The organism is Agrobacterium sp. OT33 (genome assembly GCF_017313365.1).
GTDB lineage: Bacteria > Pseudomonadota > Alphaproteobacteria > Rhizobiales > Rhizobiaceae > Agrobacterium > Agrobacterium rhizogenes_A.
Map to the genome: position 1 here is coordinate 81,764 of NZ_JAFLMZ010000004.1, position 26,115 is coordinate 107,878.

The window sequence follows — 26,115 nt, forward strand, 5'->3', positions numbered from 1 at the left end:
CAGCGAATGGAAAAACCCCGGCCCGGGCCCATTTACTGCCGGGCAAACCGGCCGAAGGTCCCACCCGAAAAGCACAACGGGTCGCCATCGCGGTGAGCGGCGCGCAGCACTTCGCCGACGATGATGGTGTGGTCGCCCGCATCATGGGCGGCCGCCTGCCGGCATTCGAAACGGGCCAGCGTGCCGGGAATGACCGGAACACCTTCGTCGTTCATTTCCCAGTCCAGATCATCAAAGGCGCGGCCATTGCGGGTGAAGCGCGCGCTCAGCACATCCTGATCGGCGCTCAGCACATGGATGGCGAAATGCGTGGCACCGCTGAAGGCCTGATAACGCGACGAGCTTTTGGCCGGCGACCACAGCACCAGCGGCGGATCGAGCGACACGGACGCGAAGCTGTTGACCGTCATGCCGATCGGGCCTTCCGGCGTCGTGGCGGTCACCACCGTTACGCCTGTCGTGAAAGCGCCGAGCGCATTGCGGAAGCTGCGGCTGTTTTCGCCGCCGGGAACGAATACATGTTCGTTAGGCATCTTGATCGCCTCTGCCACTGTCATCACGGCACCTCTTTTCCAATCGCAAGGGTGTAGAGTTCGAACCAGGTCTGGCGGTCCATCGTCACGCTGAGGGCATCGGCCGCCGTTTTGATGCGCTCGATATTGTTGGTGCCAAGCACCGGCACGATCTTCGCCGGATGACGCAGCAACCAGGCGATCGCCACGGCCGTGGCATCAACACCCTGCTCCTTGCCGATGCGCTGCAGCGCCGCCATGGTTCCACCATGAGCGCCGGAAAACAGCGAGCCACCGCCAAGCGGCGACCATGCCATCGGAGAAACGCGCTTTTCCTGCAGAAAGGCCAGATCGCCATTGGTGAAACAATCCGTCGCAAGAAGGCTCATTTCGATCTGGTTCGTCACCAGCCGATTTTTCATGGCCGATTGCAGCAGCGAGAAATCCCATGGGCGAAAGTTGGAGACACCAACAGCCTTGACCTTGCCGGACGCAACCAGCGCGTCGAGCGCCTTGCCTGTTTCTTCCGCGTCGATCAGCGGGTCGGGGCGGTGAATGAGCAGCAGATCAACGTGATCCGTTCCCATGTCCCGCAACGACGCCTCGACTGAAGCGTTGATATGGCCGGCTGTCGTATCATAGTGCTTGACGCGGGCGGCGGAGTGACGCCCGGCTGGTGCGACGATGCCGCATTTGGTGACGATCTCTATTTTGTCGCGCAGTCCCGGGGCAGCCTTGAGGCCGTTACCCAGAATGGCTTCCGCCGTGTATCCGCCGTAAATATCGGCCTGATCCATGGTGGTGATGCCCTGCGCCAGGCAGGCTTCGATCTTGGCCTGCACATGGGCGGGCGAAGTGTCCTTGTCGTCACCGATGCGCCACATGCCATAAACGATGCGGCTGAGTTCGAGTTTGTCGGAAAGAGCGATGCGTTCCATCAGTGGCGTTCCCCGTTGCCGAGCGGCGTGGCAGGCGTTTCAGAAGGCACCCGGCCGTAAGCATGCGGCAGGGAGCAGGTTTTCATCTGCGGCAGAACCTTGGTGCCGAAGTGTTCCGCCTCATCAATATGCGGATAGCCGGAAAGAATGAAGGCGCGAATGCCCATCTTCTGGTACTCCTCCAGCGTCGACAGAACCTGATCCGTCGAACCGACGAGAGCCGCACCGCAGCCGGAGCGCGCCCGGCCGATGCCGGTCCACAGATTGGGTTCGACATAACCGAACTTGTCAGCCAGTTCGCGGGCACGCGCCTGATGCGACACGCCGAGCGAGCCGCTGTCATGGGCGCGGTTGCGGATCAGCTGGCCATATTCGTCATCCAGCTTCGAGACGAGATGTTCGGCATATTCACGCGCTTCCTGTTCGGTATCGCGCACCACCATATGGACACGCAGGCCGTAATCCAGCGTGCGGCCATGGGCGGCGGCGCGTTCATTGGCGGCGCGCATACGGTCCGCCAGCTGGTCCTTCGTTTCCGGCCACATCAGATAGACGTCACACTGCGCGCCACAGAGTTCGAGCGCATCCGGCGAATAACCGCCGAAATAAAGCAACGGTCCGCCATTCTGCTGGTAAGGCCGTGCCGGCTCGGTGGAGACGCCCTTGAACTGGTAGATTTCACCGTCATGGTCGATGGTGTCGCGCGTCCATGCCTGACGCAGGATCTGCACGACCTCATGGCTGCGCTTGTAACGAAACGCACTATCGGCCACTTCTCCGGGAAAATCGGAGCTGATGACGTTGAGCGTCAGGCGGCCCTTCAGCATGTGGTCGAGCGTCGCCACCGTGCGCGCCAGCATGATCGGCTGCATCTCGCCGCAGCGGATGGCCGCCAGGAAATTGATGCGGTCGCTGATCGGCGCACAGCCTGCAACGAAGCTCAGCGTATCCTGCCCGACCTGATAGGAAGAGGGGCAGAGGATGTTGCGGAAACCGAGTTCTTCGGCCTTTTTGACGATATCGGAGCAATGGTCGAAGCTGGAACGCAGGCTGCCATCTGGCACGCCCAGATAGGCGTAATCATCGGAGCACAAAGCGGAAAACCAGGAGACCTCGGCAGCATCGAGATCAGCGGATGTAACGGGTACGACGGTCATGCAATTCCTCCTCAGGGCCGCTCTTGTTTTTCTTGCATAACATCAAGAAATATGTAAATCAATGATGTATCAATTTTTGTTTCGGGGAGGAACCGGCATCATGAAACACACTGGCGGCAGCCTGCCCATGTATCTGCAGATCGCCGAAATGCTGGTGCGCGAGGTGGCGGCGGGCCGGCTGATCGACGGCGAAAAGCTGGCGCCGGAACGGGACATGGCGGCCGATCTCGGTATTGCCGTCGGCACACTTCGCAAGTCACTCGCCGAATTGCAGGAACGCGGCCTGCTGGAGCGCGTGCAGGGTTCGGGCAATTACATCCGCGCCGTCAGCGATCCACAAAGCGTTTATGCCTTCTTCCGCCTCGAGATGATCGAGGGCGGCGGCCTGCCGACGGCGGAGGTTCTGGATGTGGCGCGGCTTGCCAAACCCGCCGACCTGCCCGCTTTCGGCACCTCGACGGAAGGACATCGCATCCGCCGCCTCCGGCGCATTGCCGGAAAGCCGGCGGCCATCGAGGAAATCTGGCTTGACGGTTCTTATGTCGACACGATCGCCATCGAGAACATGTCGGAATCCCTCTATCTCTATTACCGCACCCGTCTCAATCTCTGGATATCGAAGGCGGAGGACCGCATCGATCTGGGCGATGTGCCCGAATGGGCGCCCGAGGCCTTCGGTCAGAAGTCGGGCGCGCCGGTGCCACGCGTGCTGCGTCTCAGCCAGGCGCAGGATGGCGCGGTGGCCGAAGTATCATGGACATGGTTCGACCATACGGTCGCCCGTTATGTTTCCCGCATACGTTGAGATCGAGCAAAATTCGCGTGATCCACACGGGCGAAGGAATTTGACGGGAGGCAAGGAAGCCGCGACCTGACCAACCGGCGATTTCGCGGTTATATTTCTTTAAATCAACAACTTAATAGTTTTTGATTTCTGTCAGAAATAAAATTGATACACTATTGATTTCCTTTTTGTGAAAGGTAATATCACGGAATTAGGGAGACAGGCGTTTCGCCATCCCATGCTATCGCCGGATAATCGGGACAGATTTTCGACAGAGCGATACGTGGAACTTGAAGGTTGATACCGGCTTTTGCATCCATCCGGATTTTGGACGCGCCGGTCGTGAGGAGGAAAATATGGCTTCGGTCAGCCTGCGCAAGCTGGACAAAAGTTACGGTGCCCTGCGCATCGTCAAGGGCATAGACCTTGAAATCAACGATGGCGAATTCGTGGTTTTCGTTGGCCCTTCCGGCTGCGGCAAATCCACGACGCTGCGCATGGTCGCGGGTCTGGAAAGCATCACCGGCGGGGAGGTCATGATCGGCGACCGCGTCGTCAACCGACTGCCGCCGCGCGAACGCGACATCGCCATGGTGTTTCAGGACTATGCGCTTTATCCGCACAAGACCGTGCGCGAAAACATGGGTTTCAGCCTCAAAGTACGCGGCGTGAGCGCGTCGCAGGCCAATGCCAGCATCGATGAGGCGGCAAAGATGCTCGGCATCGAGCATCTGCTTGACCGTAGGCCCGGCCAGCTTTCCGGCGGCCAGCGCCAGCGTGTGGCCATGGGCCGCGCCATCGTGCGCCGCCCGCAGGTGTTTCTGTTCGACGAGCCGCTTTCCAACCTCGACGCCAAACTCCGCGGACAGGTGCGCACGGAAATCAAGCGCCTTCACCAGCAGCTTGGCACGACAATCATCTATGTCACCCATGACCAGGTGGAGGCCATGACGCTGGCCGACCGTATCGTCATCCTGCGTGGCGGCGATATCGAGCAGGTCGGCACTCCGGACGAGGTCTATAACCGTCCGGAAAGCGTCTTTGTCGGCGGCTTCGTCGGTGCTCCCGCCATGAATTTCGCCCGCGCCAGGGTAAGTGGCGACCGGCTGACATTTTCCGACGGCAATTCCTTGCCGATGGCAGCCATCCGGCCAGCTCGCGAAACGGGCCTCGAAGGGCGCGACGTCATTGTCGGCATTCGCCCGGAACATTTCGGCCCCGCCGAGGGCTTCGACAGCCAGCTTGCAGTCAAGGTGCAGGTGGTGGAACCGCTGGGTTCCGATACGCTCGTCCATTTCAGCCTCGGCGATGCGGCGCTGACCGCCAGAATGCCGCCGCAGCTTCGCCCGGCGCCGAACGAGGAGCTTAAGATCGGGCTCGATCCGTCCAAGGTCCATCTTTTCGACGCCGCGACGGAACGCTCCATCCACTGATTGCCGGGCGTGGAAACGCTGCGGCCAACGGGTTTAATAACGGGAGGAACACATGAAATTCAAAGCCATAACCGGGGCAGCGCTCTGCGCAACCATGCTCACTTTCTCGGGACAGGCCTTTGCCGATGCCGAACTGAAAATCTTCGTTTCCAGCCAGCATCAGCCGGATGTCTGGCGCAAGGCGCTCGATCAATATGAGGCGAAGACGCCGGGCGTGAAGGTTGTCATCGAGACAGGCGGCAACACCTCGGAAATGCAGGCGCAATATCTCAACACCGTGATGTCGGCCAAGGATTCCAGCCTCGACGTGCTGATGCTCGACGTCATCCGTCCCGCGCAATTCGCCACCGCCGGCTGGACCAGCGATTTCTCCGGCAAGGACATGTCCGCTTATCTGCCGACCTATGCCGAAGCCAACACCGTGGACGGCAAGATCGTGGCATTGCCCGCCTTCGCCGACTCCATGTTCCTTTATTACCGCAAGGACCTGCTGGACAAATACGGCATTCAGCCGCCAACCACCTGGGACGAGCTGAAGGAAGCATCCAAGAAGGTGATGGAGGGTGAAAAGAACCCGGAGCTTCAGGGCCTGTCCTTCCAGGGCAAGGCGATCGAAGGTGCGGTCTGCACCTTCCTCCTGCCCTATTGGAGCGAAGGCAAGTCGCTGGTCGAAAACGGCAAGCTGAACTTCGATAATCAGGCGGCCGTGGATTCGCTGAAGCTCTGGAAGAGCTTCGTCGATGAAGGCATTTCCAAGAAGAATATTTCTGAAGTCGCGACCGACGACACCCGCAAGGAATTCCAGGCCGGCAAGGTTCTCTTCGCCGTCAACTGGTCCTACGCCTGGACCCATTTCCAGGGCAAGGAATCGCAGGTGAATGACAAGGTTGGCGTCGCCCGCCTGCCGGCCGTCAAGGGCGGCGAGCAGACAACCTGCCTCGGCGGCTGGGAATTCGGCGTTTCCGCCTACTCCAAACAGCAGGATGAAGCCAAGAAGCTGGTGGAATATCTCTCCGGTCAGGATGTCTCGAAGTTCATGGCCATCAACGCCACGTTGCTGCCGACCTATGCCGCGCTTTACAAGGATGCCGACGTGACCAAGGCCATCCCGTGGTTTGCCGATGCCCTGCCCGTGGTTGAAACCGCCAAGGCCCGTCCCGTGACGCCGCGTTACAACGAGGTCAGCGAGACGATCCGCACCACCGTCAACGGCGTACTTGCCGGCGTCATGACGCCGGAAGACGGCGCAAAGCAGATGGAAAGCCGTCTGCGGCGCGTTCTGCGCTAAGCTTCAAGGCCGGAAAGCGGCATGGTTTCATGCCCTTTCCGGCTGCTTCGACGGAATAAGAATAAACGCGCCCGGGCGGTGCGATAAACGGGCCGGATATGAACCGGTCCGATCGGGAGACGATGACGTGAATCCAGTTGCGGGAGTGGCAGGTGAGACAATGCCGGAAAGAACCATGGTCCGGGTGGACGAAAAGCAGCTGCCGCGCTGGACGCGGTGGCTCGATCTCGGCGACCGGTCGCTTGCCGTGCTTCTGCTGGCGCCTGCCGCCATTCTTCTGTCGCTCATCATCGTCTATCCGGTGGCGCGGCTCGTTTATACCTCGTTTTTCAGCCTGTCGCTGACATCGGGCCTGCCGGCGGAATTCATCGGCTTTGAAAACTACACGGCGATGTTCGATGACCCGATCTTCTGGGAAACGACCTGGAATACGGTTCTGATAACGCTGATTACCGTGCCTGGCGCGCTCTTCATGGGCCTCGGCCTCGCGCTGCTCGCCAACCTGCCCTTTTCCATGCAATGGCCGATGCGCCTGTCGCTGCTCATTCCCTGGGCGCTGCCGCTCTCTTTTGCCGGCCTGATCTTTGCGTGGTTCTTCCATTACGAGTATGGCGTGGTCAATGATGTGCTGAACCGGCTGGGCTTTGAAGGCGTCATCTGGTTCAACTCCCCCAACTGGGCGTTCGCGGCCATCTGCCTGACGATCATCTGGAAGACATCCTCCTTCATGGCGCTGATGATCCTTGCCGGCCTGCAGACCATTCCCCGCTCGCTCTACGAGGCGGCGGATGTGGATGGCGCCGGCAAAATCCGGCAGTTCTTCGAAATCACCCTGCCGCTTCTCAAGCCCTCGATCGTCGTCGCCCTCATCTTCCGCACGATCACGGCGCTGCAGACCTTTGATATTCCTTACATGATGACCGGCGGTGGCCCCGGCACATCCACCACGACGCTTGCCATGTACATTCACCAGAACACCGTTTCCTTCCTCGATCTCGGTTACGGTTCGGCGCTCGCTGTCATGATGTTTGCGCTCTCCATGTGCGTCACCGCCGTTTATCTCCGCATCATCAGGACGAAGGACTGATCCCATGAGCACCGTTGCAAATTCCGGTCTGTCCTCGTTCTTTTCCGGCAAGCCTCTGCGCTTCATCGCGGCCTCCATCCTTCTGGTCAACGGCCTGTTTCCGGCAATCTGGATCCTCTTCACCTCGCTGAAGACGGAAGCGGAACTGACGGCGAAGCCGATCACCTGGTTTCCGCATGCGCCGACGCTGGCCAACTACATGCAGGCCTTTTCCGATCAGCCGCTGCACCTCTTCCTGTTCAACAGCTTCATGGTGGCGCTGCTTTCGACCGCACTCACCATCCTGATTTCGGTGCTGGCAGCTTACGCGCTGGCGCGGCTCAACCTCAAATACCGGGCGCTGATCCTCTCGCTCATCATCGCCGTTTCCACCTTTCCGCTGGTAACGCTGCTGGTGCCGCTGTTCGAAATCATGCGGGCGCTGAACCTGCTCAACAGCTGGACGGCGCTTATCCTGCCCTACACGGTGCTTTCGCTGCCGGTCTGCACCCTGATGCTGGTCTCCTTCTTCGAAAGCATCCCGCGCGATCTCGAAAACGCCGCCATGATCGATGGCTGCACCCGCATCGGCGCGCTGTTCAAGGTGGTCGTGCCGCTCTGCGCACCGGGCGTCTTTACCGCCGGCATTCTCGCCTTCGTTAATGCCTGGGACGAGTTCCTGCTGGCGCTTTCCTTCAATTCCAATCCGGCTCTTCGCACCCTGCCCGTCGGCATCCAGCTTTATCAGGGTGAATTCGCTTTCCCCTGGCCGGTCATTTCGGCGGCGCTGGTGGTTGGCATCGTGCCGGTCGCCATCCTGATCGTCATCTTTCAGGAACGGGTTGTCTCCGGCCTCACCGCCGGCGGTCTCAAGGGCTAAACAGGTACAGTCATGCATTTCGAAAAGACCAAAGACGGCTTCACACTCGCAATCGGCGGCCGCACCATCCTTGCCCATTCGCCAGACAACCCTGCCTTCTTCGCCGGTTCTGGCCGCGAGCGGATGGATATGTATCGCGGCAATTTCGACATCGAGGACTATGTCATCGAGCGGACCGCCCTGCGCCATGCCGAGTTGAATGGCGACAGCGTTACGCTTTCCTCCGCACCAGGACAGGCCCCTGGCCTGCGCCTGACGCTGGACGGCAACGCCATCAGGCTGACGGCGCTGGATGAAACCATCAACCGCCTGTGGCTGCGCATCGTCGCGGAAACGAATGAACATGTCTGGGGCGGCGGCGAGCAGATGTCCTATTTCGACATGCGCGGCCGGCGTTTCCCGCTCTGGACTTCTGAACCCGGCGTCGGCCGCGACAAGACCTCGGAGATCACCTTCAAGGCCGATGTGAGCGGCAAAGCGGGTGGCGATTATTACAACACCAACTACCCGCAGCCGACCTACCTCTCGTCGCGCAAATACGCCCTGCATGTGGAAACGAGCGCCTATTCGGTGTTCGATTTCCGCAACGGCGATTTCCACGAAATCGAAATATGGGCGATCCCGGAAAAGATCGAGTTCTTCGCCGGCAATGCCTTCACCGATATCGTCTCCGCCCTGTCGCTGCGGTTCGGACGCCAGCCGGAACTGCCGGAATGGGTCTATAACGGCGCGATCATCGGGTTAAAGGACGGCGTCAACTCCTTTGCCCGATTGGAGAAAATCCGTGCGGCCGGAACGAAGGTTTCCGGCCTCTGGTGCGAGGACTGGGTGGGCCTGCGCCAGACATCCTTCGGCGCGCGCCTCTTCTGGGACTGGCAGGCCAATGACACCCGCTACCCGCATCTGCGCCAGAAAATCGCGGAGCTGGCCGATCACGACATCCGTTTTCTCGGTTACGTGAACCCCTATCTCTGCGTCGACGGCCCGCTGTTCCCGGCCGCCGAAGAAGCCGGTTATTTCGCAACTGGCGCGGACGGCAAGACGGCGCTGGTGGATTTCGGCGAATTCGACTGCGGCGTCGTCGATTTCACCAATCCGGCCGCCGCCGACTGGTTTGCCGAAGAGATCATCGGCAAAAACATGCTGGATTTCGGCCTTTCCGGCTGGATGGCCGATTTTGGCGAATATCTGCCGATCGACATCAACCTTTCCAACGGCGTCGATGCCAAGCTGATGCACAATGCCTGGCCCACCCTCTGGGCCGAGGTTAACGCGAAGGCCGTCGAAAGCCGGAGCAAGACGGGTGAAGCGCTGTTCTTCATGCGCGCAGGCTTCACCGGTGTGCAGGCCCATTGCCCGTTGATCTGGGGCGGCGACCAGTCGGTCGATTTCTCGCGCCACGACGGCCTTGTCACCGTCATCTGCGGCGCACTCTCTTCCGGCCTGATGGGCAACGCCTATCACCATTCCGACATCGGTGGATACACCAGCCTGTTCGGCAATGTCCGGACAGCGGAACTCATCATGCGCTGGACGGAGATGGCCGCCTTCACGCCTGTCATGCGCACCCATGAGGGCAACCGCCCGCGCGACAATCTCCAGATCGATCAGGACGAAACAGTTCTCGCCCATTTCGCCCGCATGACGGCAATTTACGTCGCGCTCGCCCCCTATCTGAAATCGCTTTCCGCAGAGGCGGCTGAGACAGGCTTGCCGGTGCAACGCCCGCTTTTCCTGCATTTCGAGGATGACCGGCAGACCTACGCCATTCAGGACAGCTATCTCTATGGAGCCGACATGCTGGTTGCGCCGGTCTGGAAAGCGGGCGAAACGCAGCGCACGCTTTATCTTCCGGGCAATGGCGAATGGGTGCACCTGTGGAGCGGCGCGCGCCATCCCGGCGGGCGCGAAGTCACCATCGAAGCGCCGCTCGGCCAGCCGGCGGTTTTCTATCGTGCCGATAGCCGACATATCGCCCTGTTTGAACAGCTTCGCAGCATCTGAGCCGTTGACAGCCAGCTAAAAAAGCGACAGTTTCCGACGCATTCCGAGGGGAGCACCGCACGGTGCTGAGATGGCGATGAGCCGGACCCTTGAACCTGATCCGGGTCATGCCGGCGTAGGAACGGAAACTGTCGCACCCTTCAGGCGCTTCCCTTTCTCTTCTCCGCTTGGCCATGATCTCCGTGATTGTCACATCTGGAGACTGAATGATGATGCTGAAACCTTCTGTCCTTCGCACATGGTGCGTTTGCGTCTGAGGTCCGGCTCATGCGTGCCACCCATGCATTGAACGGTATCGGTCTCCTGCTGCTTCTGTGGCAGGCAGGCACATGGCTGTTTGCACCGCCACGCTATATCCTGCCGTCGCCCGCCGATGTCGCCGCCGCCTTCTGGCGTCAGCCCGGCTTCCTGTTCGGCCAGGCCATGGTAACGCTTGGCGAAATGGCGCTTGGGCTAGCGGCCGGTGTTACGGCTGGCATCCTCGTCGCCTTCACCATCGCCGCCATCCCGCGTCTTGGCCGCCTCGTCTGGCCCATGGTTCTGGTGCTGCAGGCCTTCCCGGTCTTCGTGCTCGCGCCCATTCTCGTGCTCTGGTTCGGTTTCGGCATGGCCTCGAAAGTGGTGATGACGGCGATCATCATCTTCTTCCCCGTCGCCTCCTCCTTCACCGATGGCCTTAACCGCACGGATCGCGCCATTCTCGACGCCGCCTCGCTGACGGAGGCAAGCCACTGGCAGATCCTCACCCGGCTGCGCGTACCGCTGGCGCTGCCATCGCTTATTTCCGGGCTGAGGGTCGCCGCCCCGCTCGCCCCGCTGGGCGCCGTCATCGGCGAATGGGTGGGTGCTTCGGCGGGGCTCGGTTTCGTCATGATCCAGTCCAATGCCCGCATGCAGACCGACACCATGTTTGCCGCCATGGCCATTCTTGCCGTCATGGCGGTGCTGCTGCGGCTCGTCGTCGACCGGGCGACCGCCAATCTGGCCCCCTGGGCCAAGGAAACAGAACATACCATTCCTCTCAGATATTTACGGAGACTTTCGGCACCATGAAACGAACGCTTCTTTCCCTCGTCGTCGCGGCAGCAGGCGCATTTGCTCCCATGCAATCACAGGCCGCCGACAAGCTTACCGTTTTGCTCGAATGGTTCGTGAACCCCGATCATGCGCCGATGGTGATCGCCAGGGAACGTGGCCTGTTTGCCGATGCCGGGCTGGAGGTGGAACTGGTGCCGCCGGCCGACCCTTCCGCCGTGCCGCGTCTCGTCTCGGCAAAGCAGGCCGATATCGGCGTGCATTACCAGCCGAACCTCTATCTCGATCACGATGCCGGCCTGCCGCTCGTACGTTTCGGCACGCTGGTCGAAACCCCGCTGAACACCGTCACCGTTCTCGCCGATGGGCCGATCAAAAGCCTGAAGGACCTGAAGGGCAAGAAGGTCGGTTTTTCCGTTTCCGGCTTTGAAGATGCGATGCTGAAGCGCATGCTGGAAAAGGACGGCCTGACGAAGGATGATGTCGAACTCATCAACGTCAATTTCTCGCTCTCGCCATCGCTGATTGCCGGCAAGGTGGATGCGACACTCGGCGGTTTCCGCAATTTCGAACTGACGCAGATGAAGCTTGAAGGCCATGAGGGCCGCTCCTTCTTCCCGGAAGAACATGGCGTGCCGGCCTATGACGAGCTGATCTTCGTCACCCATCGCGATCTCGTAAAAGACAGCCGCCTGCCGCGTTTCCTCTCCGCCGTGGAACAGGCCGCGATCTTCATCACCAACCACCCGCAGGAATCCTGGCAGCTTTTCATCAAGGCCTATCCGAACCTTGACGATGCGCTGAACAAGCAGGCCTTCTTCGACACGTTACCGCGCTTCGCCAAGCGTCCCGCCGCACTCGACCGCGTGCGCTACGCCCGTTTCGGCGCCTTCATGCAGGAGATGCAGCTGATCAAGCAGGCACCGGCGGCGGAGGACATCGCCGTGGAGCTGCAGCAGCCATGACGACGAATTTCCCGACAGCGGCAAAAGCCGCCGAGATTCTGGAGCGGGTGCGCAAGACGCGCCCGCGCGTGCATTGCCTGATGAACACAGTGGTGCAGAAATTCACCGCCGACGGCATCACCGTCGTCGGCGGCATTCCCTCGATGACCACCTCGCTCGAGGAAATCGAGAGCTTCGTCACCAAGGCGGATGCATTGACCGTCAATCTCGGCACGCTGGATGCCGAGCGGCGCAAGGTCATCCGGCTGGCGATCGAGATTGCCAATGCATCCGGCAAGCCATGGATCGTCGACCCCGTCCATTGCGATTATTCGCCATCGCGGCTGGAATTCACGCGCGAGCTCATCGCACTTTCCCCGACAATCGTCCGTGGCAATCATGCCGAAATGAGCCTGATCGGCAATGTACCCGACGCGGTGAGGATCGAGACCGGGCCCGTGGATCATCTCCGTGACACGACCCGCAACGTCAGGATCGTCAACGGTCACCCGTGGATGGCGAAGGTGACCGGTACAGGCTGCCTTTCGGGCGGCGTCATCGCAGCTTTCATGGCCGTGGAAAAGGATGCGTTGACCGCGGCGGCCGCAGCCCTTGCCGTCACAGGCGTTTCCGCCGAGCTGGCCGCGAAACAGGCCAGAGGCCCCGGCACATTCGAACCGGCATTTCTGGATGCGCTTTCCGAAATTTCAGGGGAAGACATCATCAATCACGCGAGGATAGAGCATGAACAAGGTTGATTACCGCCTCAACGCATTGGTCGATGCCAGTCTTGCCGATGTCGCGCCCTTACCCGAGCTTGCTTTGGCGGCCGCGCTCAACGGTGCGACCATTCTGCAATATCGCGACAAGCACGGCTCGACGCGCGAAATGATTGACAACGCCCGCGCCATTCATGAGGCTATAGCCGGCACCGGTGTGCCGCTTGTTATCAACGACCGCGTGGATGTGGCGCTCGCCTCCGGCGCTGATGGCGTGCATCTCGGTGCCGATGACATGGATGCGAAGACCGCACGGCGTATTCTCGGCGAAAAGGCGATCATCGGCCTCACCGTCAAGAACCACGCCGATGCTGAACGGGCAGCTTCCATGCCCGCCGATTACGCCTGCATTGGCGGCGTGTTCGAAACGGTTTCCAAGGTGAACCCGGACAAGCCGGTCGGTATCGATGGTTTTGCGACGCTTCGCGCCCTGCTGCGCGAATGGCGGCCGGATATGCCTGTCGGCGCCATCGCCGGTATCGACCTTGCCCGTATACCGTCAGTCATCGAGGCCGGCGCGAATGGCGTCGCGATCATTTCCGCGATTTTCCGGGCAGGCGATATTGCCAGCGCAACCAAGGGCTTCCGCTCTGCAATTGACGCGGCGCTGAAAGCGAGACAGCCATGACATCCATTGCATTGACCATTGCCGGCTCCGACAGCGGCGGCGGTGCCGGCATTCAGGCCGACATCAAGACCTTCTCCGCTCTTGGCGTCTATGCCGCCAGCGTCATCACCGCCATCACCGCCCAGAACACCAGGGGCGTGACCGCGGTGGAGGATATTTCAGTGGCCACCATCGTTGCCCAGATGGACGCGGTTTTTTCCGATCTCGCCGTCAATGCGGTGAAGATCGGCATGGTCTCGCGCATCGAAACCATCGCCGCCATCGCGGAACGGCTGCGGCGGCAATCGCAACCGGTGGTGCTTGATCCCGTGATGGTGGCGACATCAGGCGACCGGCTGCTGCATGAGGACGCCATCGAGACATTGCGGCGGGAGCTTTTGCCGCTCGCGGCCGTCGTCACGCCAAACCTGCCCGAAGCGGCGCTGCTGACCGGCACGCCGATGGCGGAGGCGCAGACGGACATCAACCGCCAGGCCGAGACGATCCTCAAGACCGGTGCAAAAGCCGTGCTCATCAAGGGCGGACATGGCGATGGGCCTGAGAGCACGGATTATCTGTTTGCTGATGGCACCATGCTGGCGCTTGCGGCACCGCGGGTGGACACGAAGAACGACCACGGCACCGGCTGCACGCTGGCGGCGGCGATTACGGCCCACATTGCCAGGGGTTGTGAGCTGCGGGAGGCGGTCGGGCTTTCGAAGGAATATTTGAACGGAGCGCTTGAGGCTGGGCGCGGGCTCGCCGTTGGGAGTGGGCGGGGGCCGGTGCATCATTTTTATCGGTGGTGGTGACGGGATGCCGTAGGAGCGTGGGGCTTACCCCCCTCTGTCCTGCCGGACATCTCCCCCTCAAGGGGGGAGATCGACAAGCGGCTTGCTCACCATTCAATGAGCGAAGTTTCTCACATTGAGAGGATTGCGTGGGACTGAGGCAGAAACCTCACCCAATCTCCCCCCTTGAGGGGGAGATGTCCGGCAGGACAGAGGGGGGTAAGCCGCACGCTCTGCATACTCAATCCCTCACCGAGCCTTCGGCGTCGCCAACACATTCCGGATCGCAAAACTCGAATGAATCCGCGAAACCCCCGGCAGTTTCGATAGAATCTCCTTGTGAATCCGCTCGAAATCCCCCGCACTTTCCGCCTCGCAACGCAGGAAATAATCCGAGCCGCCGGTCATCAGGTAACATTCGCGGATTTCCGGATACCGCCGCACCGCATTCTCGAACCGGTTGAGAAAATCTTCTGTCTGGCGGTCAAGCGTGATCTGCACGATGACCGAGATGACCTCGCCGCCCGCAAGGCCGCTGGTCAGCGCCGTATATCCGCGGATAATGCCCTCCCGTTCGAGAATATCGACCCGGCGCAGACAGGCCGAGGCCGAAAGCCCGACTTCCGCGGCCAGCTTCGCATTGCTGATACGGGCGTTGAGCCGAAGCAGGCGGATGATATGGCGGTCGGTCGCATCAAGTGACGACATAGAAAATTCCAATCAGACAAAGAAAATTGCGCCATTTTGAATTCTATCGCATTTCCTTCGAACAATCGCCAAGAAATTCGATAATCGTTGCAATACTCTCATGGGATAAAAATGAGGGTGAACGACCATGGACATGCAGATCAGCCGCCAGCAGGCAGCCGGTGGTGCAAGCGGCCATCTGAGCATCGATCTCGGCGCATTACGCGACAATTACCTGACCCTTGCGGCCATGGCCCCCGCATCGCAGACGGCAGCGGTCGTCAAGGCAGACGCCTATGGCCTCGGCGCTGATATCGTCTCGCAAACCCTGTTCGACGCAGGCTGTCGCAATTTCTTTGTCGCCCATATCGATGAGGCGCTGGCGCTCCGGCTTCGTCTGTCGGCACAGGCGCGGATTTTCGTGCTCAACGGTCTTCAGCCCGGCAATGAGACCTCCTGCGCCGCCATGGCCGTCACCCCGGTTCTGAACTCGCTGGAGCAGATTGCGCAATGGTCGGCCCATGCGAAAAAGCTTGGCAGGACGCTACCGGCGGCGGTGCAGATCGATACCGGCATGTGCCGTCTTGGCCTCTCCCCCGCAGAGCTGGAAATCCTCACGTCCCAGCCGCAATTGCTCGATGGTATCGACATCGCCTTCGTCATGAGCCACCTCGCCTGCGCCGACGAGCCGGATCATGCCGCCAATGCTCTGCAGCTTGCGGTGATGCGTAAAGCTGCCATTGCTTTTCCTGATGTGCCCGTCTGCTTTTCCAACTCCGGCGGCATATTTCTCGGCAATGACTACCACAATCATCTGCTGCGCCCCGGCATCGCGCTTTATGGCGGCGCACCCTCCGTTGCCCGTCCGAACCCGATGAAGCCGGTCGTGCGTCTCGATCTCGCCGTCATCCAGACACGCACCGTGTCCGCCGGCTCGCTGGTCGGTTACGGCGGCTCCTTCGAAGCCGCAGGCCCCACACGTCTCGCAACAATCGCCGCCGGTTATGCCGATGGCCTGCCACGCTCGCTCAGTAATCGCGGGGCAGCGTGGTACAATGGAATTCGCCTGCCAATTGCCGGGCGCGTTTCGATGGACAGTATCATTCTCGACATATCCGCCCTGCCCGAGGGAACATTAACCCAGGGCAGCCTCGTTCAGATGATAGGGCCTGAACAGACACTGGAAGACATCGCCGAGGATGCGGGCACGATTGCCTATGAAATCCTGACCGGCCTCGGACGCCGTTACCGCCGCAGCTATATTCAGCCGGGAGAAACTCCGGCAGCCGCTTCAACATCAGTCAGTAACAAGTGAGACGATCATGAACGTCACTATCCTCGGAGCCGGCGTTGTCGGCGTGACATCCGCCTGGTATCTGGCCAAAGCCGGACACAAGGTGACGGTGATCGACCGCCAGCCGGCCGCAGCGCTCGAAACCAGCTTCGCCAATGCCGGTGAGGTCTCCCCCGGCTACTCCTCGCCGTGGGCAGCGCCCGGCATTCCGATGAAGGCGATGAAGTGGCTGTTCATGAAACATGCCCCTCTCATCATCCGCCCGACGGCCGATCCGGCGGCGTGGCGCTGGATGGGCCAGATGCTGCGCAACTGCACCTCGGCGCGTTATGCCATCAACAAAAGCCGCATGGTGCGCGTTGCCGAATATAGCCGCGATTGCCTGATGGCGCTGCGCGACGAGACCGGTATTCAATATGACCAGCGCATGCAGGGCACACTGGAGGTTTTCCGTACCCAGAAGCAGTTCGATGCTATCGGCAAGGATGTCGACGTGCTGACCGCCGGCGGTGTACCCTTCGAAATTCTCGACCGTGACGGCTGCGCTGCCATTGAGCCCGGTCTTGCACCCGCCAAGGAGAAGATCGTCGGTGGCCTGCGTCTGCCCGGCGATGAGACCGGCGACTGCTTCATGTTCACCACCGAGCTCGCCCGCATGGCGGAAGAAGCCGGTGTTACCTTCATCTATGATACCGGCATCATGCGTCCCATCGTTGAAGCCGGCCGCATCAAGGCCGTGGAAACCACCAAGGGTCTGGTGGAAGCCGATGTTTTCGTCGCTGCACTGGGCAGCTATTCCCCGCAGTTTGTGCGCCAGCTCGGCCTTGACCTGCCGGTGTACCCGGTCAAGGGTTATTCCATTACCGTTCCGGTCGTGAAGGAAGAGCGCGCGCCTGTCTCGACGGTGATGGACGAGGCCTACAAGGTGGCCATCACCCGGCTCGGCTCGCGCATCCGCGTCGGCGGCATGGCCGAGATCGCCGGTTTCAGCAAGGATCTGCCGGCCGCGCGGCAGGGAACGCTGACCCATTCGGTGGAGGACCTGTTCGGTGGCGCGGGTGATCAGACCCAGGCGAAATTCTGGTGCGGCCTGCGCCCGATGACGCCGGATGGCACGCCCGTCATCGGCGCTACCCGCTACAGCAATCTTTATCTCAACACCGGCCACGGCACGCTCGGCTGGACCATGTCCTGCGGTTCCGCCCGGGTGCTTGCCGATCTCATCAGCGGGACCAAGCCCGAGATCGATACGCACGATCTGGCCATCAGCCGTTACGCCGCCTGAAACGGTCCTGCCGCGCCGCCGCCCGGCGTCGCGGCCTGCAAAACCGGGAGAAGCCCGTTCCAATTCCGGCCGTCAGCGCGCCACAATTCATTCAGCGCCCGTTCAGCAGCGCCGCTATATTTCTTTAACCATCGAATTTGCAACTGGCAGCGCCCCTGCCATCTGGATGGAAGAAGACCATGTCGTCCTTTGCAGCTAAAACCGTTCTGGCCGTCGCCGTTGCCGCAGCGACCATCGTTCCTTTCAACACCGCCTCTGCCGATGACTGGGGCCGCCGTGACCGCCGCGATGCCGCCCTTCTGGGTGGCGTGCTCGGCCTTGCTGCCGGTGTCGCCGTCGGCTCCGCCCTTTCCCGCCCGGCGCCTGTTGACGATGAGCGCGTCTACATCGATCCGCCGCGCCGTTATGAGCCGAGCTACGTTTATGAGGAGCCGGACTACCGTTATTATCAGCCGCAGCCTCAGCCGGTCTACCGCCCGGCCTCTGTGTATCGCCCGGCACCGGTCTATCGTCCGCAGCCTGTTTATGACAGCCGCCCGGTCTATGGCCAGCGCGCCACTTACCGCACCATCGAGCCGTGGACCAACGCATGGTACGACTATTGCTCGCAGCGTTACCGCAGCTTCAACACCCGCACCGGCACCTATACGGATTATGACGGCCAGCGTCATTTCTGCGTCGCGGGCTAATTACGCCAGCGGCTTCCAGCAGGAGAGACAGCAGAAAAGCTGAGCGTCATACTGGCGATGCGCGCCAATGCCTCCTCCGTCATCCTCGCCCTTGAGGCGAGGACCCACACTTTCGAGGGCCGATGGATCCTCGCCTCAAGGGCGAGGATGACCCGAGTGTGGGAAACCCGTCCAAAGCGTTGCAGGCCTTTCACGCCCCCCTCAGTTCTTCACATAATCCGCCCGATTGATGCCGTGGCGTTGCAGCTTGTCATAAAACGTCTTGCGGGCAATGCCGAGCGTCGCAATTGTCTCCGCCACATCCCCATTCGACTGTTCCAGCGTTTCGCGAATGATCCGCGCCTCGATTGCATCCATGCGCTCGGGCAAGGTGCCTGAAGCGGGAATGGCAGCCTGTGCAACGGGTGCGGCGGCAGCTTCTGTTTCCAGTCCCAGAACCACTCTTTCGGCGAAATGCCCGAGTTCGCGCACATTGCCCGGCCAGTCATGCTCCTGAAGCCGACGGGAAATGCCGGCGCTGATTTGCGGCACGGGCATGTTGAAGCGATTGGCGGCCTTGGTGACGAAGTGGGAAAACAACAGCGGAATATCCGCCTTGCGTTCCCGCAGCGGCGGTATCGACAGGGTCACCACATTCAGCCGGTAATAAAGATCCTCGCGAAAGGTACCGCGCTCAGTCGGATCGCCGAGATCGACCTTGGCCGCCGCCACCACGCGGATATCGACCGGCCGCTCCTCATTCGAACCCAGCGGCGAGACCTCGCGCATTTCCAGCACGCGCAGCATCTTCACCTGCACGGCAAGCGGCATGCTTTCAATCTCGTCCAGAAACAGCGTGCCGCCGCTGGAATGCTCGATACGGCCGACGCGCTTCTTCTGGGCGCCGGTAAAAGCGCCCGGCTCATGGCCGAAAAGCTCGCTTTCGATCACCGTTTCCGGCAGTGCCCCGCAATTCAGCGCCACAAAATTTCCCCGCGAGCGCTTCCTGCTCCAGCGGTGCAGCGCCGTCGCCACCACTTCCTTGCCGCTGCCCGTCTCACCCGCCACCAGCACATCCACATCCGTATCGGCAATGTGACGGAGCGTGGTGCGCAGGCGCTCCATGGCGGGCGTCTGGCCGATCAGCGGCAGATCGTCCTCCGCCTGTCCCGCCGCCCGGCGAAGCGCGCGGTTTTCCAGTACGAGACGGCGTTTTTCCAGCGCACGGCGCGCGCTCTCCACCATGCGCTCGGCCGGAAAGGGTTTTGCTATGAAGTCATAGGCGCCGTTGTGAAGCGCATCGACCGCCATGGGTACATCACCGTGGCCGGTGATGAGGATAACCGGCAAATCAGCATCGATCTTGCGGACATGGTCGAAGAATTCGAGGCCGGTCAAGCCCGGCATGCGCACATCGGTGATAATGACGCCGTCGAAATCCTCGCTCAGAGCCGCAAGCGCCTGTTCGGCACGGGAAAAGGAGGTGACCGGCAATCCGTCGAGTTCCAGCGTCTGCACCATCGCCTTGCGCAGCTGCGAGTCGTCATCCACCAGGAAAATGGTTCCATCCGCCGTCATGTCATGCTCGCTTCAGATATACGGAAAAACACGTGCCCGCCTCGCCGCCCGCCACCTCGATACGTCCGCCATAGTCCGAAGCAATATCGTTGGAGATGACGAGGCCAAGCCCGAGGCCGCTTTCCTTTGAGGTGTTGAAAGGCGAAAACAGCTGGGCGCGAATGTCTTCGGGAATTCCACCGCCATTGTCGCTGACTGAAAGTACGACCATGTCGTCCTCCTCACGCACACGCACCTCGACATGCGCATTGTCAATCGCTTCAGTGGCTTCCAGAGCGTTTTGCAGAAGGTTGATGAGGATCTGCTCCAGCCTGATACGGCTGCCCAGCACCTTCAAATCCTGATCGGGAAGCGCAATATCCAGCGCATCCATCTGCCCGGAAAAACGGCTGCGCAACAGCATGACCGCGCCTTCGATGACCAGTTTGAGGCTGACCGGCTCGGCGGCGGTGCGGCCCTTGCGGGCCAATATCTTCAGGTCACCGGTAATCGTGCCGATACGCTCGGTCAGGGCCGCGATGTTTTCGAGGTTTTCGGTCGCCTCGGACAAACGGTCGCGTTTCAGCAGGGTGCGGGCATTGTCGGCAAAGGCGCGGATCGTCGCCACCGGCTGGTTGATTTCATGCGCCACACCCGCCGCCACCTGGCCGAGAATGGAAAGGCGGTTGGCCTGCACCAGCTCATGCTGCACATTGCGCAACTCGCTCGTTGTCTTTTCATGCAGGGCGATTTCCGCCTGCAGATGGTCACGGGTCTTCGTCAGGTCGCGGGTTCGCTCCTGCACCTTCATTTCCAGCTCCGCGCGGGCGCGCTGCTCCTCTTCCTTTTCCTTGAGCGTCTTGTGCCGGCGCCACAGCCACAGGGCCGAAAGACCCATCAGCGGCATCAGCGTCGCCAGCGCCACCACCCGGCCCTCGCGGATGGCGGCGTTCAGCGCCGGCGCTACGGGTTGCAGGTAATGCAGGGTCCATGAGGTCGTCGGCACCGGTGTTTCCAGCCGCAGATAATCGCCGCGCTCCCGCCCCGGCTCATCGACATGGATCAGCGGAACATCATCGCCCGATGAGCGGGCCGGCCGGAAAGGCAGGATCGCCAGCGTCTCATTGCCGAATTGCAGGCTTTCGGAAATCACCTTTCGCCGCGCCTCGTCAATCGGTGCAACGGTCTTGAAGCGCCATTCCGGCACGCTCGTCATCAGCACGACGCCGTTTCTGTCGACCACATAAACCGGCTTGCCGCCAATGTTCCAGTCCGATTCCAGACGGTTGAATTCCACCTTGGCGATGACAACACCAAGCGGCCGCCCGTCCGCAGCATCGATGCGGCGGGAAATATAAAGACCCGGCCGGCGGCTGACATTGCCGAGCGCATAATGTTCGGACATGCCGGTCTTCATTGCCGCCTGAAAATATTCGCGGAACGCATAGTTGGAGCCGACGAAGCTGTCCTCCTCCCGCCAGTTGCTGGAAGCGATGGTGAGACCGGTTGGCCCGGTCACATAGATGACCGACGACTGCGTGCCTTCAATCAGCCCCTCCAGCTTGCGGTTCAGCCGGTCGATGGCAACGGCGTCGCCGCCATCCAGCGCGGTGGCAAGATCGGGATCGCCTGACAGAACCAGTGGAATGGCGCGCGGCCGCTCCAGCGCGACGTTCAGCAAAGCAATCTTCAGTTCGGCATCGGTTGACGCCTCGAAACCCGCCGTTCGCATCGCCTGATGACGGGCGAATTCATCGGCCACCAGCAGCACACCAAGACTGACGAGCAGCCACAGGCCAGCCAACGCCAGCCATTGCGCGCGACGTTTCGCCTGAGAATGAGGTGCCTGATCCTGATAGGTCATGCGTCAATTGTGCGGATTTACACACAGACCGCAAGAGGCATTGTCCGGAATTCCGCACAAATGCCTATGAGCCGGCAAAGCGTCCATAAAAAGTACTTTTTAAATCAGCCAGTTACGGCAAATGAGCAAGTCTGGCATGCGTATTGCACATGACTCCGCAATCGGCGCGAAGCCGTCAACGTCACGGCGAACCCGGGAGGCCAATAAAGGCAGGGTGAGGCCGAGGAGGAAAAAACATGATCGATACGACAGCCGTGGCCGCAGGCCACGCCAAGCAGCCATTTTACAAGCACCTGTATTTCCAGGTTCTGGTCGCCATCATCGCCGGTATCGCGCTTGGCCATTTCTATCCGGCCTTCGGCGAACAGCTGAAGCCGCTCGGCGACGGTTTCATCCGCCTCGTCAAGATGATCATTGCTCCCGTCATCTTCCTCACCGTCGCAACCGGTATCGCCGGCATGAACGACATGAAGAAGGTTGGGCGCGTGGCCGGCAAGGCCATGATCTACTTCCTCATCTTCTCCACGCTCGCACTCATCGTCGGCCTCATCGTCGCCAATACCGTGCAGCCGGGCGCTGGCATGAACATCGATCCGGCCACGCTGGATGCCAAGGCCGTCGCGACCTACGCCGACAAGGCCCATGAGCAGACCATCACCGGCTTCCTGATGAACATCATCCCGACCACCATCGTCGGCGCATTCGCCAGCGGTGACATTCTCCAGGTGCTGTTCTTCTCGGTTCTGTTCGGCATCGCACTCGGCATTGTCGGCGAAAAGGGCAAGCCCGTCACCGATTTCATGCATGCCCTGATGTATCCGATCTTCAAGCTGGTCGCGATCCTGATGAAGGCCGCCCCCATCGGTGCTTTCGGCGCCATGGCCTTCACCATCGGCAAATACGGCATCTCGTCCGTCACCAACCTCGCCATGCTGATCGGCACCTTCTACATCACGTCCTTCCTGTTCGTGTTCGTGGTTCTCGGCGCCGTCTGCCGCTACAACGGCTTCTCCATCGTCGCGCTCATCCGCTACATCAAGGAAGAACTGCTGCTGGTTCTCGGCACCTCGTCTTCGGAAGCCGCTTTGCCGGGCCTGATGAGCAAGATGGAAAAGGCCGGTTGCAAGCGCTCCGTCGTCGGCCTCGTCATTCCCACCGGTTACTCCTTCAACCTTGACGGCACCAACATCTACATGACGCTGGCGGCCCTCTTCATCGCGCAGGCAACCGGTATCCACCTGTCCTTCGGTGAACAGATCCTGCTGCTGCTCGTTGCCATGCTCTCCTCCAAGGGCGCGGCCGGCATCACCGGCGCTGGTTTCATCACGCTCGCTGCAACGCTCTCCGTCGTGCCTTCCGTTCCGGTTGCCGGCATGGCGCTGATCCTCGGTATCGACCGCTTCATGTCGGAATGCCGCGCGCTCACCAACTTCGTCGGTAACGCCGTCGCCACCATCGTCGTCGCCCGCTGGGAAGGCGAACTGGATCAGGACCAGCTTGCCCGCGTGCTCAGCGGCCAGGAAGAAATCTCCGGCATTGCCGATGTGGATACGGCACTGCCGGCATCGGTTCAGCCCGCCGAATAATAAGACCTCCCAAGGTCCGGCCTGTCCCGGCTCCGTCCGGACAGGCTCTTACAAGAAGGCCGGCGCATCATGACCGATGCGCCGGCCTTCCACGTTCAGATACAATTGTGAAAACAGTTCTTATGGCAAGACAGATGCTGTAGAGCCAGACGGGACCGAATGGATGAACGGAGTCGGCATCACATGAAGAACCTGTTTCTGGCCTGGCAATTCTGGGCACTGCTGTCAGCGGCTTTTGCGGCGCTCACCGCCATTTTTGCGAAGATCGGCATCGAGAACGTCAATTCCGATTTCGCCACCTTCATCCGCACCATCGTCATCCTCGCCGCCGCCGGCCTGATGGTTTACATCACCGGTAACTGGCAGCAGCCCTCCACCATTTCGGGGCGGACCTGGTTGTTCCTCGTGCTTTCAGGGCTGGCGACCGGCGCATCGTGGATATGTTATTTCCGGGCACTGAAAATCGGCGATGCCGCCCGCGTCGCCCCCATCGACAAGCTGAGCGTCGTCTTCGTCGCCGTCTTTGCGGTGCTGTTTCTGGGGGAAAGGCTGTCGTTGCCGAATTGGCTCGGCGTGGTCCTGATCGCCTGCGGCGCAGTGCTCGTGGCCTACAGGGGATAAGCCAGCCGAGCAGGAACGCTCGGCTAGCGCAATCGATAAGATCGTCAGCCGCGTGCGGCCGCGACCTTGTCCAGTCCGCGTTTCACGCCAGCGAATAGCTCATCCAGTTGCTCCGCCGTGATGATCAGCGGCGGGCAAAAGCAGATGGATTCGCCGATCGGTCGGGTGATGACACCCTCCTCCTCGATGGCGGCGGCAATGGCGAGCGTCGTATCCCCGGCCTTCAGGCCTTCCCATGGCTTCACTTCCAGCGCGCCAAGGAGACCGACGCCACGCGAGGAATGAATGAGCGGATGATCGGCAAGCGCCTTCAGATGATCAAGAAATTTGCCCTCCAGCCGGGCGACATTGCCGACCAGATCCCGCTCCTGAATGATCTTCAGGTTTTCCAGCCCCACCGCCGTCGCGACCGGATGACCGGAAGCGGTGTAACCATGGCCGAAGGAGCCGATACGGTCGGACTCATCGGCAATCGGCTGGTAAAAACTGTCATTCATGATGATCGCCGAAAGCGGCATGTAGGACGACGAAATCTGCTTGGAAACGACAAGCACATCCGGCTTGATGCCATAGGTCTCACAGGCAAACATCTTGCCGGTGCGGCCAAAACCGCAGATAACCTCATCCACGACAAGCAGAATGTCGTATTTCTTCAGGATCGCCTGCACGCCTTCCCAATATCCTTCCGGCGGCAGGAGAACCCCGCCGGCGCCCATCACCGGCTCGCCCCAGAAGGCGGCGACGGTTTCGGGACCTTCGCGAAGGATCAGGTCCTCCAGCTCCTTCAGGATACGCGCGGTGAAATCCGCTTCGCTTTCGCCATCCTTGCCGAAATGCACATAGGAGGGGCAAGCGGTATGCAGCATACGGTCCAGCGGCAGATCGAAGCTTTCATGGTTGCGCGGCAGGCCGGTGATCGAGGCTGATGCGATCGTCACGCCATGGTAACCCTTGATGCGGCCGATGATCTTTTTCTTGTCCTTCTTGCCGAGCGCATTGGAGCGATACCAAACCATCTTGGCGACCAGATCATTCGCCTCGGAACCGGACGAGGTGAAGTGCACCTTCGACATCGGCACCGGCGAAAGCTCGATCAGCAATTCGGCGAGATCAACGGATGGGCCATGCGTCTTGTAGGAGAAGGTGTGGTAATAGGGCAGCTTCTGCATCTGCTTCGTTGCGGCATCCACCAGCCGCTGCTCGCCAAAACCGAGCGCCACCGACCACAGCCCCGCCATTGCCTCGATGTAACGCTTGCCGCTGCTGTCGGTGACATAGATGCCCTCGCCGCTTTCGATCACCAGACCGCCGGTCTTTTCGAATTTGCGCAGGTTGACGTTCGGGTGCATCTGATAGGCGATATCGCGTGCCTCGACGGAATTCGGCAGGATGGTCATCGGTAAAGGCTCCGTTCGTTTGGATGAGCTTGAAGCGTCAGACGTGCTGGCCGCCATTGATGTGAATTTCCGCGCCATTAATGTAGCTCGACTGGTCCGAGCAGAGGAAATAGATGGTCTGCGCCACCTCGGCGGTGGTGCCGAGCCGGCCGAGCGGCACCTGCGCCTCCACCAGTTCGGCGGTGCCGGGAGAGAGGATGGCGGTGTTGATCTCGCCCGGGGCAATGGCATTGGCGCGCACGCCGCGCGGACCGAATTCATGCGCCAGTTCCCGCGTCAGCGCCGCAAGCGCTGCCTTCGATGTGGCATAGGCCACGCCGGCAAAAGGATGCACGCGCGAGCCGACAATCGAGGTGACATTGACGATGGAGCCTTTCGCCGCCTCCAGTTCCGGCAAAAGCGCGCGGGCGAGCAGCGCCGTGGAAACGAGATTGACATTGAGCACCCGTGTCCAGATATCCGCCGTCGTATCCATGACACCGAGACGGCTTCCGCCGTCACCCTTGGGCGAAATTCCGGCATTGTTGACGAGCGCGGCAAGCTTGCCTTCCGGCAGGCGCGAACGAACCTCGTCGGCAAGCTCCTCAATGCGTGACAAGTCCTCCAGATCGGCCTGGATATGGCTCTCCCGCGCCGAGGGCCAGCGGCACTCCTCCGAAAAAGGTTGCCGCGATACGGTAAGGATTCTCCAGCCTTTTTCCTGAAACAGCTTGACGGTGGCATGCCCTATTCCCCGGCTCGCACCGGTGAGAAGCATATAAGGAACAGCCATAAGAGAACTCCTGTGCCATGCGGATCGTTGAGCCGACCGCGCATTCAGCCCGCATGTTAGAGAGTTACAATCGACGGACAAGGGGTTTTTTGTCGCGGCGCGTCGATGCCGAACCTGCCGCGGGCTAATCCCATTTGATGTGAGCCTTTCACCCGAACGGAATATT

At 60.7% G+C, this 26,115-nt stretch carries 24 protein-coding genes and 1 riboswitch; of the genes, 16 read left to right on the top strand and 8 right to left on the bottom strand.

Annotated elements, in window-relative coordinates; translation table 11 throughout:
* Positions 1-32: 32 nt before the first annotated feature.
* From JZX88_RS10905 to JZX88_RS10915, 3 genes are read right to left on the bottom strand one after another with little or no spacing between them, the layout of a single operon-like run.
* Entirely contained in the window at positions 33-557 is a 525-nt protein-coding gene (locus JZX88_RS10905) for a flavin reductase family protein (protein ID WP_110760293.1), read from the bottom strand.
* The gene (locus tag JZX88_RS10910) at positions 557-1,450 is read right to left on the bottom strand and encodes an aldo/keto reductase family oxidoreductase (RefSeq protein ID WP_174033662.1); all 894 of its coding nucleotides are present in this window, start codon (positions 1,448-1,450) and stop codon (positions 557-559) included. The genes JZX88_RS10905 and JZX88_RS10910 overlap by 1 nt, the downstream gene beginning before the upstream one ends.
* On the bottom strand, positions 1,450-2,607 hold the full coding sequence (locus JZX88_RS10915; protein WP_110760291.1) for an LLM class flavin-dependent oxidoreductase: 1,158 nt from the start codon (positions 2,605-2,607) through the stop codon (positions 1,450-1,452). Before JZX88_RS10915 ends, JZX88_RS10910 begins: the two co-directional genes overlap by 1 nt.
* 100 nt (positions 2,608-2,707) lie before the next feature.
* On the opposite strand from JZX88_RS10915, the gene JZX88_RS10920 reads away from it, so the two are divergent.
* The 11 genes from JZX88_RS10920 (at position 2,708) to thiD (ending at position 14,239) form a co-directional block, all read left to right on the top strand.
* Positions 2,708-3,412, top strand: a complete 705-nt coding sequence (locus JZX88_RS10920) for a GntR family transcriptional regulator (RefSeq protein WP_206913572.1) — start codon at positions 2,708-2,710, stop codon at positions 3,410-3,412.
* A gap of 335 nt (positions 3,413-3,747) precedes the next feature.
* The gene (locus tag JZX88_RS10925; protein ID WP_206913573.1) at positions 3,748-4,824 is read left to right on the top strand and encodes an ABC transporter ATP-binding protein; all 1,077 of its coding nucleotides are present in this window, start codon (positions 3,748-3,750) and stop codon (positions 4,822-4,824) included.
* 52 nt (positions 4,825-4,876) lie between these two features.
* Positions 4,877-6,112, top strand: a complete 1,236-nt coding sequence (locus JZX88_RS10930; protein WP_206913574.1) for an ABC transporter substrate-binding protein — start codon at positions 4,877-4,879, stop codon at positions 6,110-6,112.
* Between the two features lie 175 nt (positions 6,113-6,287).
* Complete coding sequence (locus tag JZX88_RS10935; RefSeq protein ID WP_003519885.1) at positions 6,288-7,199, top strand: carbohydrate ABC transporter permease; 912 nt, start codon at positions 6,288-6,290, stop codon at positions 7,197-7,199.
* A gap of 4 nt (positions 7,200-7,203) precedes the next feature.
* Positions 7,204-8,058 (top strand): carbohydrate ABC transporter permease, encoded by an 855-nt coding sequence (locus tag JZX88_RS10940; protein ID WP_035220846.1) that lies wholly within the window; start codon positions 7,204-7,206, stop codon positions 8,056-8,058.
* A gap of 12 nt (positions 8,059-8,070) precedes the next feature.
* Positions 8,071-10,062, top strand: a complete 1,992-nt coding sequence (locus JZX88_RS10945; RefSeq protein ID WP_206913575.1) for an alpha-glucosidase — start codon at positions 8,071-8,073, stop codon at positions 10,060-10,062.
* A 36-nt stretch (positions 10,063-10,098) separates the two neighbouring features.
* Positions 10,099-10,201: riboswitch (TPP riboswitch) on the top strand.
* 128 nt (positions 10,202-10,329) lie between these two features.
* Complete coding sequence (locus JZX88_RS10950; protein WP_206913576.1) at positions 10,330-11,115, top strand: ABC transporter permease; 786 nt, start codon at positions 10,330-10,332, stop codon at positions 11,113-11,115.
* Complete coding sequence (locus JZX88_RS10955; protein ID WP_206913577.1) at positions 11,112-12,062, top strand: ABC transporter substrate-binding protein; 951 nt, start codon at positions 11,112-11,114, stop codon at positions 12,060-12,062. The genes JZX88_RS10950 and JZX88_RS10955 overlap by 4 nt, the downstream gene beginning before the upstream one ends.
* A complete protein-coding gene (locus JZX88_RS10960; RefSeq protein ID WP_206913578.1) occupies positions 12,059-12,799 on the top strand; it encodes a hydroxyethylthiazole kinase in 741 nt (246 codons plus the stop codon). Before JZX88_RS10955 ends, JZX88_RS10960 begins: the two co-directional genes overlap by 4 nt.
* Positions 12,786-13,448, top strand: a complete 663-nt coding sequence (gene thiE, locus JZX88_RS10965) for a thiamine phosphate synthase (RefSeq protein WP_206913579.1) — start codon at positions 12,786-12,788, stop codon at positions 13,446-13,448. Before JZX88_RS10960 ends, thiE begins: the two co-directional genes overlap by 14 nt.
* Positions 13,445-14,239 (top strand): bifunctional hydroxymethylpyrimidine kinase/phosphomethylpyrimidine kinase, encoded by a 795-nt coding sequence (gene thiD / locus JZX88_RS10970; protein ID WP_206913580.1) that lies wholly within the window; start codon positions 13,445-13,447, stop codon positions 14,237-14,239. The genes thiE and thiD overlap by 4 nt, the downstream gene beginning before the upstream one ends.
* Before the next feature lie 228 nt (positions 14,240-14,467).
* On the opposite strand, the gene JZX88_RS10975 is transcribed toward thiD, so the two are convergent.
* Positions 14,468-14,926 carry an Lrp/AsnC family transcriptional regulator gene (locus JZX88_RS10975; RefSeq protein WP_003500727.1) on the bottom strand — a complete coding sequence of 153 codons (459 nt, stop codon included), beginning with the start codon at positions 14,924-14,926 and terminating at the stop codon, positions 14,468-14,470.
* A gap of 127 nt (positions 14,927-15,053) precedes the next feature.
* On the opposite strand from JZX88_RS10975, the gene alr reads away from it, so the two are divergent.
* From alr to JZX88_RS10990, 3 genes are all read left to right on the top strand, one after another.
* Positions 15,054-16,220: an alanine racemase gene (gene alr, locus JZX88_RS10980; RefSeq protein ID WP_206913581.1), complete on the top strand. Its 1,167-nt coding sequence runs from the start codon at positions 15,054-15,056 to the stop codon at positions 16,218-16,220.
* Positions 16,221-16,227: 7 nt separating this feature from the next.
* The gene (locus tag JZX88_RS10985) at positions 16,228-17,484 is read left to right on the top strand and encodes a D-amino acid dehydrogenase (RefSeq protein WP_206913582.1); all 1,257 of its coding nucleotides are present in this window, start codon (positions 16,228-16,230) and stop codon (positions 17,482-17,484) included.
* A gap of 179 nt (positions 17,485-17,663) precedes the next feature.
* Positions 17,664-18,173: a BA14K family protein gene (locus JZX88_RS10990; protein ID WP_206913583.1), complete on the top strand. Its 510-nt coding sequence runs from the start codon at positions 17,664-17,666 to the stop codon at positions 18,171-18,173.
* Positions 18,174-18,374: 201 nt separating this feature from the next.
* Here JZX88_RS10990 and JZX88_RS10995 read toward each other — a convergent pair whose 3' ends face one another.
* Both JZX88_RS10995 and JZX88_RS11000 read right to left on the bottom strand, forming a co-directional pair.
* Positions 18,375-19,730 (bottom strand): sigma-54 dependent transcriptional regulator, encoded by a 1,356-nt coding sequence (locus tag JZX88_RS10995; RefSeq protein WP_206913584.1) that lies wholly within the window; start codon positions 19,728-19,730, stop codon positions 18,375-18,377.
* Position 19,731: 1 nt separating this feature from the next.
* Positions 19,732-21,573, bottom strand: coding sequence for a sensor histidine kinase (locus tag JZX88_RS11000; protein ID WP_206913585.1), 1,842 nt, complete (start codon positions 21,571-21,573; stop codon positions 19,732-19,734).
* Between the two features lie 236 nt (positions 21,574-21,809).
* On the opposite strand from JZX88_RS11000, the gene JZX88_RS11005 reads away from it, so the two are divergent.
* Both JZX88_RS11005 and JZX88_RS11010 read left to right on the top strand, forming a co-directional pair.
* Entirely contained in the window at positions 21,810-23,159 is a 1,350-nt protein-coding gene (locus tag JZX88_RS11005; RefSeq protein ID WP_065117617.1) for a dicarboxylate/amino acid:cation symporter, read from the top strand.
* Between the two features lie 183 nt (positions 23,160-23,342).
* Positions 23,343-23,780 (top strand): EamA family transporter, encoded by a 438-nt coding sequence (locus tag JZX88_RS11010; protein WP_046800765.1) that lies wholly within the window; start codon positions 23,343-23,345, stop codon positions 23,778-23,780.
* Positions 23,781-23,824: 44 nt separating this feature from the next.
* Here the strand turns inward: JZX88_RS11010 and JZX88_RS11015 are convergent, their stop codons facing one another.
* Both JZX88_RS11015 and JZX88_RS11020 read right to left on the bottom strand, forming a co-directional pair.
* On the bottom strand, positions 23,825-25,177 hold the full coding sequence (locus JZX88_RS11015; protein WP_065117616.1) for an aspartate aminotransferase family protein: 1,353 nt from the start codon (positions 25,175-25,177) through the stop codon (positions 23,825-23,827).
* Positions 25,178-25,214: 37 nt separating this feature from the next.
* Positions 25,215-25,949, bottom strand: coding sequence for an SDR family NAD(P)-dependent oxidoreductase (locus JZX88_RS11020; RefSeq protein WP_206913586.1), 735 nt, complete (start codon positions 25,947-25,949; stop codon positions 25,215-25,217).
* Positions 25,950-26,115: the final 166 nt, after the last annotated feature.

Coding starts and splice junctions, on each gene's coding strand:
- JZX88_RS10905 (WP_110760293.1), bottom strand. CDS start 557: ATGACAGTGGCAGAGGCGATCAAGATGCCTAACGAACATGTATTCGTT.
- JZX88_RS10910 (WP_174033662.1), bottom strand. CDS start 1,450: ATGGAACGCATCGCTCTTTCCGACAAACTCGAACTCAGCCGCATCGTT.
- JZX88_RS10915 (WP_110760291.1), bottom strand. CDS start 2,607: ATGACCGTCGTACCCGTTACATCCGCTGATCTCGATGCTGCCGAGGTC.
- JZX88_RS10920 (WP_206913572.1), top strand. CDS start 2,708: ATGAAACACACTGGCGGCAGCCTGCCCATGTATCTGCAGATCGCCGAA.
- JZX88_RS10925 (WP_206913573.1), top strand. CDS start 3,748: ATGGCTTCGGTCAGCCTGCGCAAGCTGGACAAAAGTTACGGTGCCCTG.
- JZX88_RS10930 (WP_206913574.1), top strand. CDS start 4,877: ATGAAATTCAAAGCCATAACCGGGGCAGCGCTCTGCGCAACCATGCTC.
- JZX88_RS10935 (WP_003519885.1), top strand. CDS start 6,288: ATGGTCCGGGTGGACGAAAAGCAGCTGCCGCGCTGGACGCGGTGGCTC.
- JZX88_RS10940 (WP_035220846.1), top strand. CDS start 7,204: ATGAGCACCGTTGCAAATTCCGGTCTGTCCTCGTTCTTTTCCGGCAAG.
- JZX88_RS10945 (WP_206913575.1), top strand. CDS start 8,071: ATGCATTTCGAAAAGACCAAAGACGGCTTCACACTCGCAATCGGCGGC.
- JZX88_RS10950 (WP_206913576.1), top strand. CDS start 10,330: ATGCGTGCCACCCATGCATTGAACGGTATCGGTCTCCTGCTGCTTCTG.
- JZX88_RS10955 (WP_206913577.1), top strand. CDS start 11,112: ATGAAACGAACGCTTCTTTCCCTCGTCGTCGCGGCAGCAGGCGCATTT.
- JZX88_RS10960 (WP_206913578.1), top strand. CDS start 12,059: ATGACGACGAATTTCCCGACAGCGGCAAAAGCCGCCGAGATTCTGGAG.
- thiE (WP_206913579.1), top strand. CDS start 12,786: ATGAACAAGGTTGATTACCGCCTCAACGCATTGGTCGATGCCAGTCTT.
- thiD (WP_206913580.1), top strand. CDS start 13,445: ATGACATCCATTGCATTGACCATTGCCGGCTCCGACAGCGGCGGCGGT.
- JZX88_RS10975 (WP_003500727.1), bottom strand. CDS start 14,926: ATGTCGTCACTTGATGCGACCGACCGCCATATCATCCGCCTGCTTCGG.
- alr (WP_206913581.1), top strand. CDS start 15,054: ATGGACATGCAGATCAGCCGCCAGCAGGCAGCCGGTGGTGCAAGCGGC.
- JZX88_RS10985 (WP_206913582.1), top strand. CDS start 16,228: ATGAACGTCACTATCCTCGGAGCCGGCGTTGTCGGCGTGACATCCGCC.
- JZX88_RS10990 (WP_206913583.1), top strand. CDS start 17,664: ATGTCGTCCTTTGCAGCTAAAACCGTTCTGGCCGTCGCCGTTGCCGCA.
- JZX88_RS10995 (WP_206913584.1), bottom strand. CDS start 19,730: ATGACGGCGGATGGAACCATTTTCCTGGTGGATGACGACTCGCAGCTG.
- JZX88_RS11000 (WP_206913585.1), bottom strand. CDS start 21,573: ATGACCTATCAGGATCAGGCACCTCATTCTCAGGCGAAACGTCGCGCG.
- JZX88_RS11005 (WP_065117617.1), top strand. CDS start 21,810: ATGATCGATACGACAGCCGTGGCCGCAGGCCACGCCAAGCAGCCATTT.
- JZX88_RS11010 (WP_046800765.1), top strand. CDS start 23,343: ATGAAGAACCTGTTTCTGGCCTGGCAATTCTGGGCACTGCTGTCAGCG.
- JZX88_RS11015 (WP_065117616.1), bottom strand. CDS start 25,177: ATGACCATCCTGCCGAATTCCGTCGAGGCACGCGATATCGCCTATCAG.
- JZX88_RS11020 (WP_206913586.1), bottom strand. CDS start 25,949: ATGGCTGTTCCTTATATGCTTCTCACCGGTGCGAGCCGGGGAATAGGG.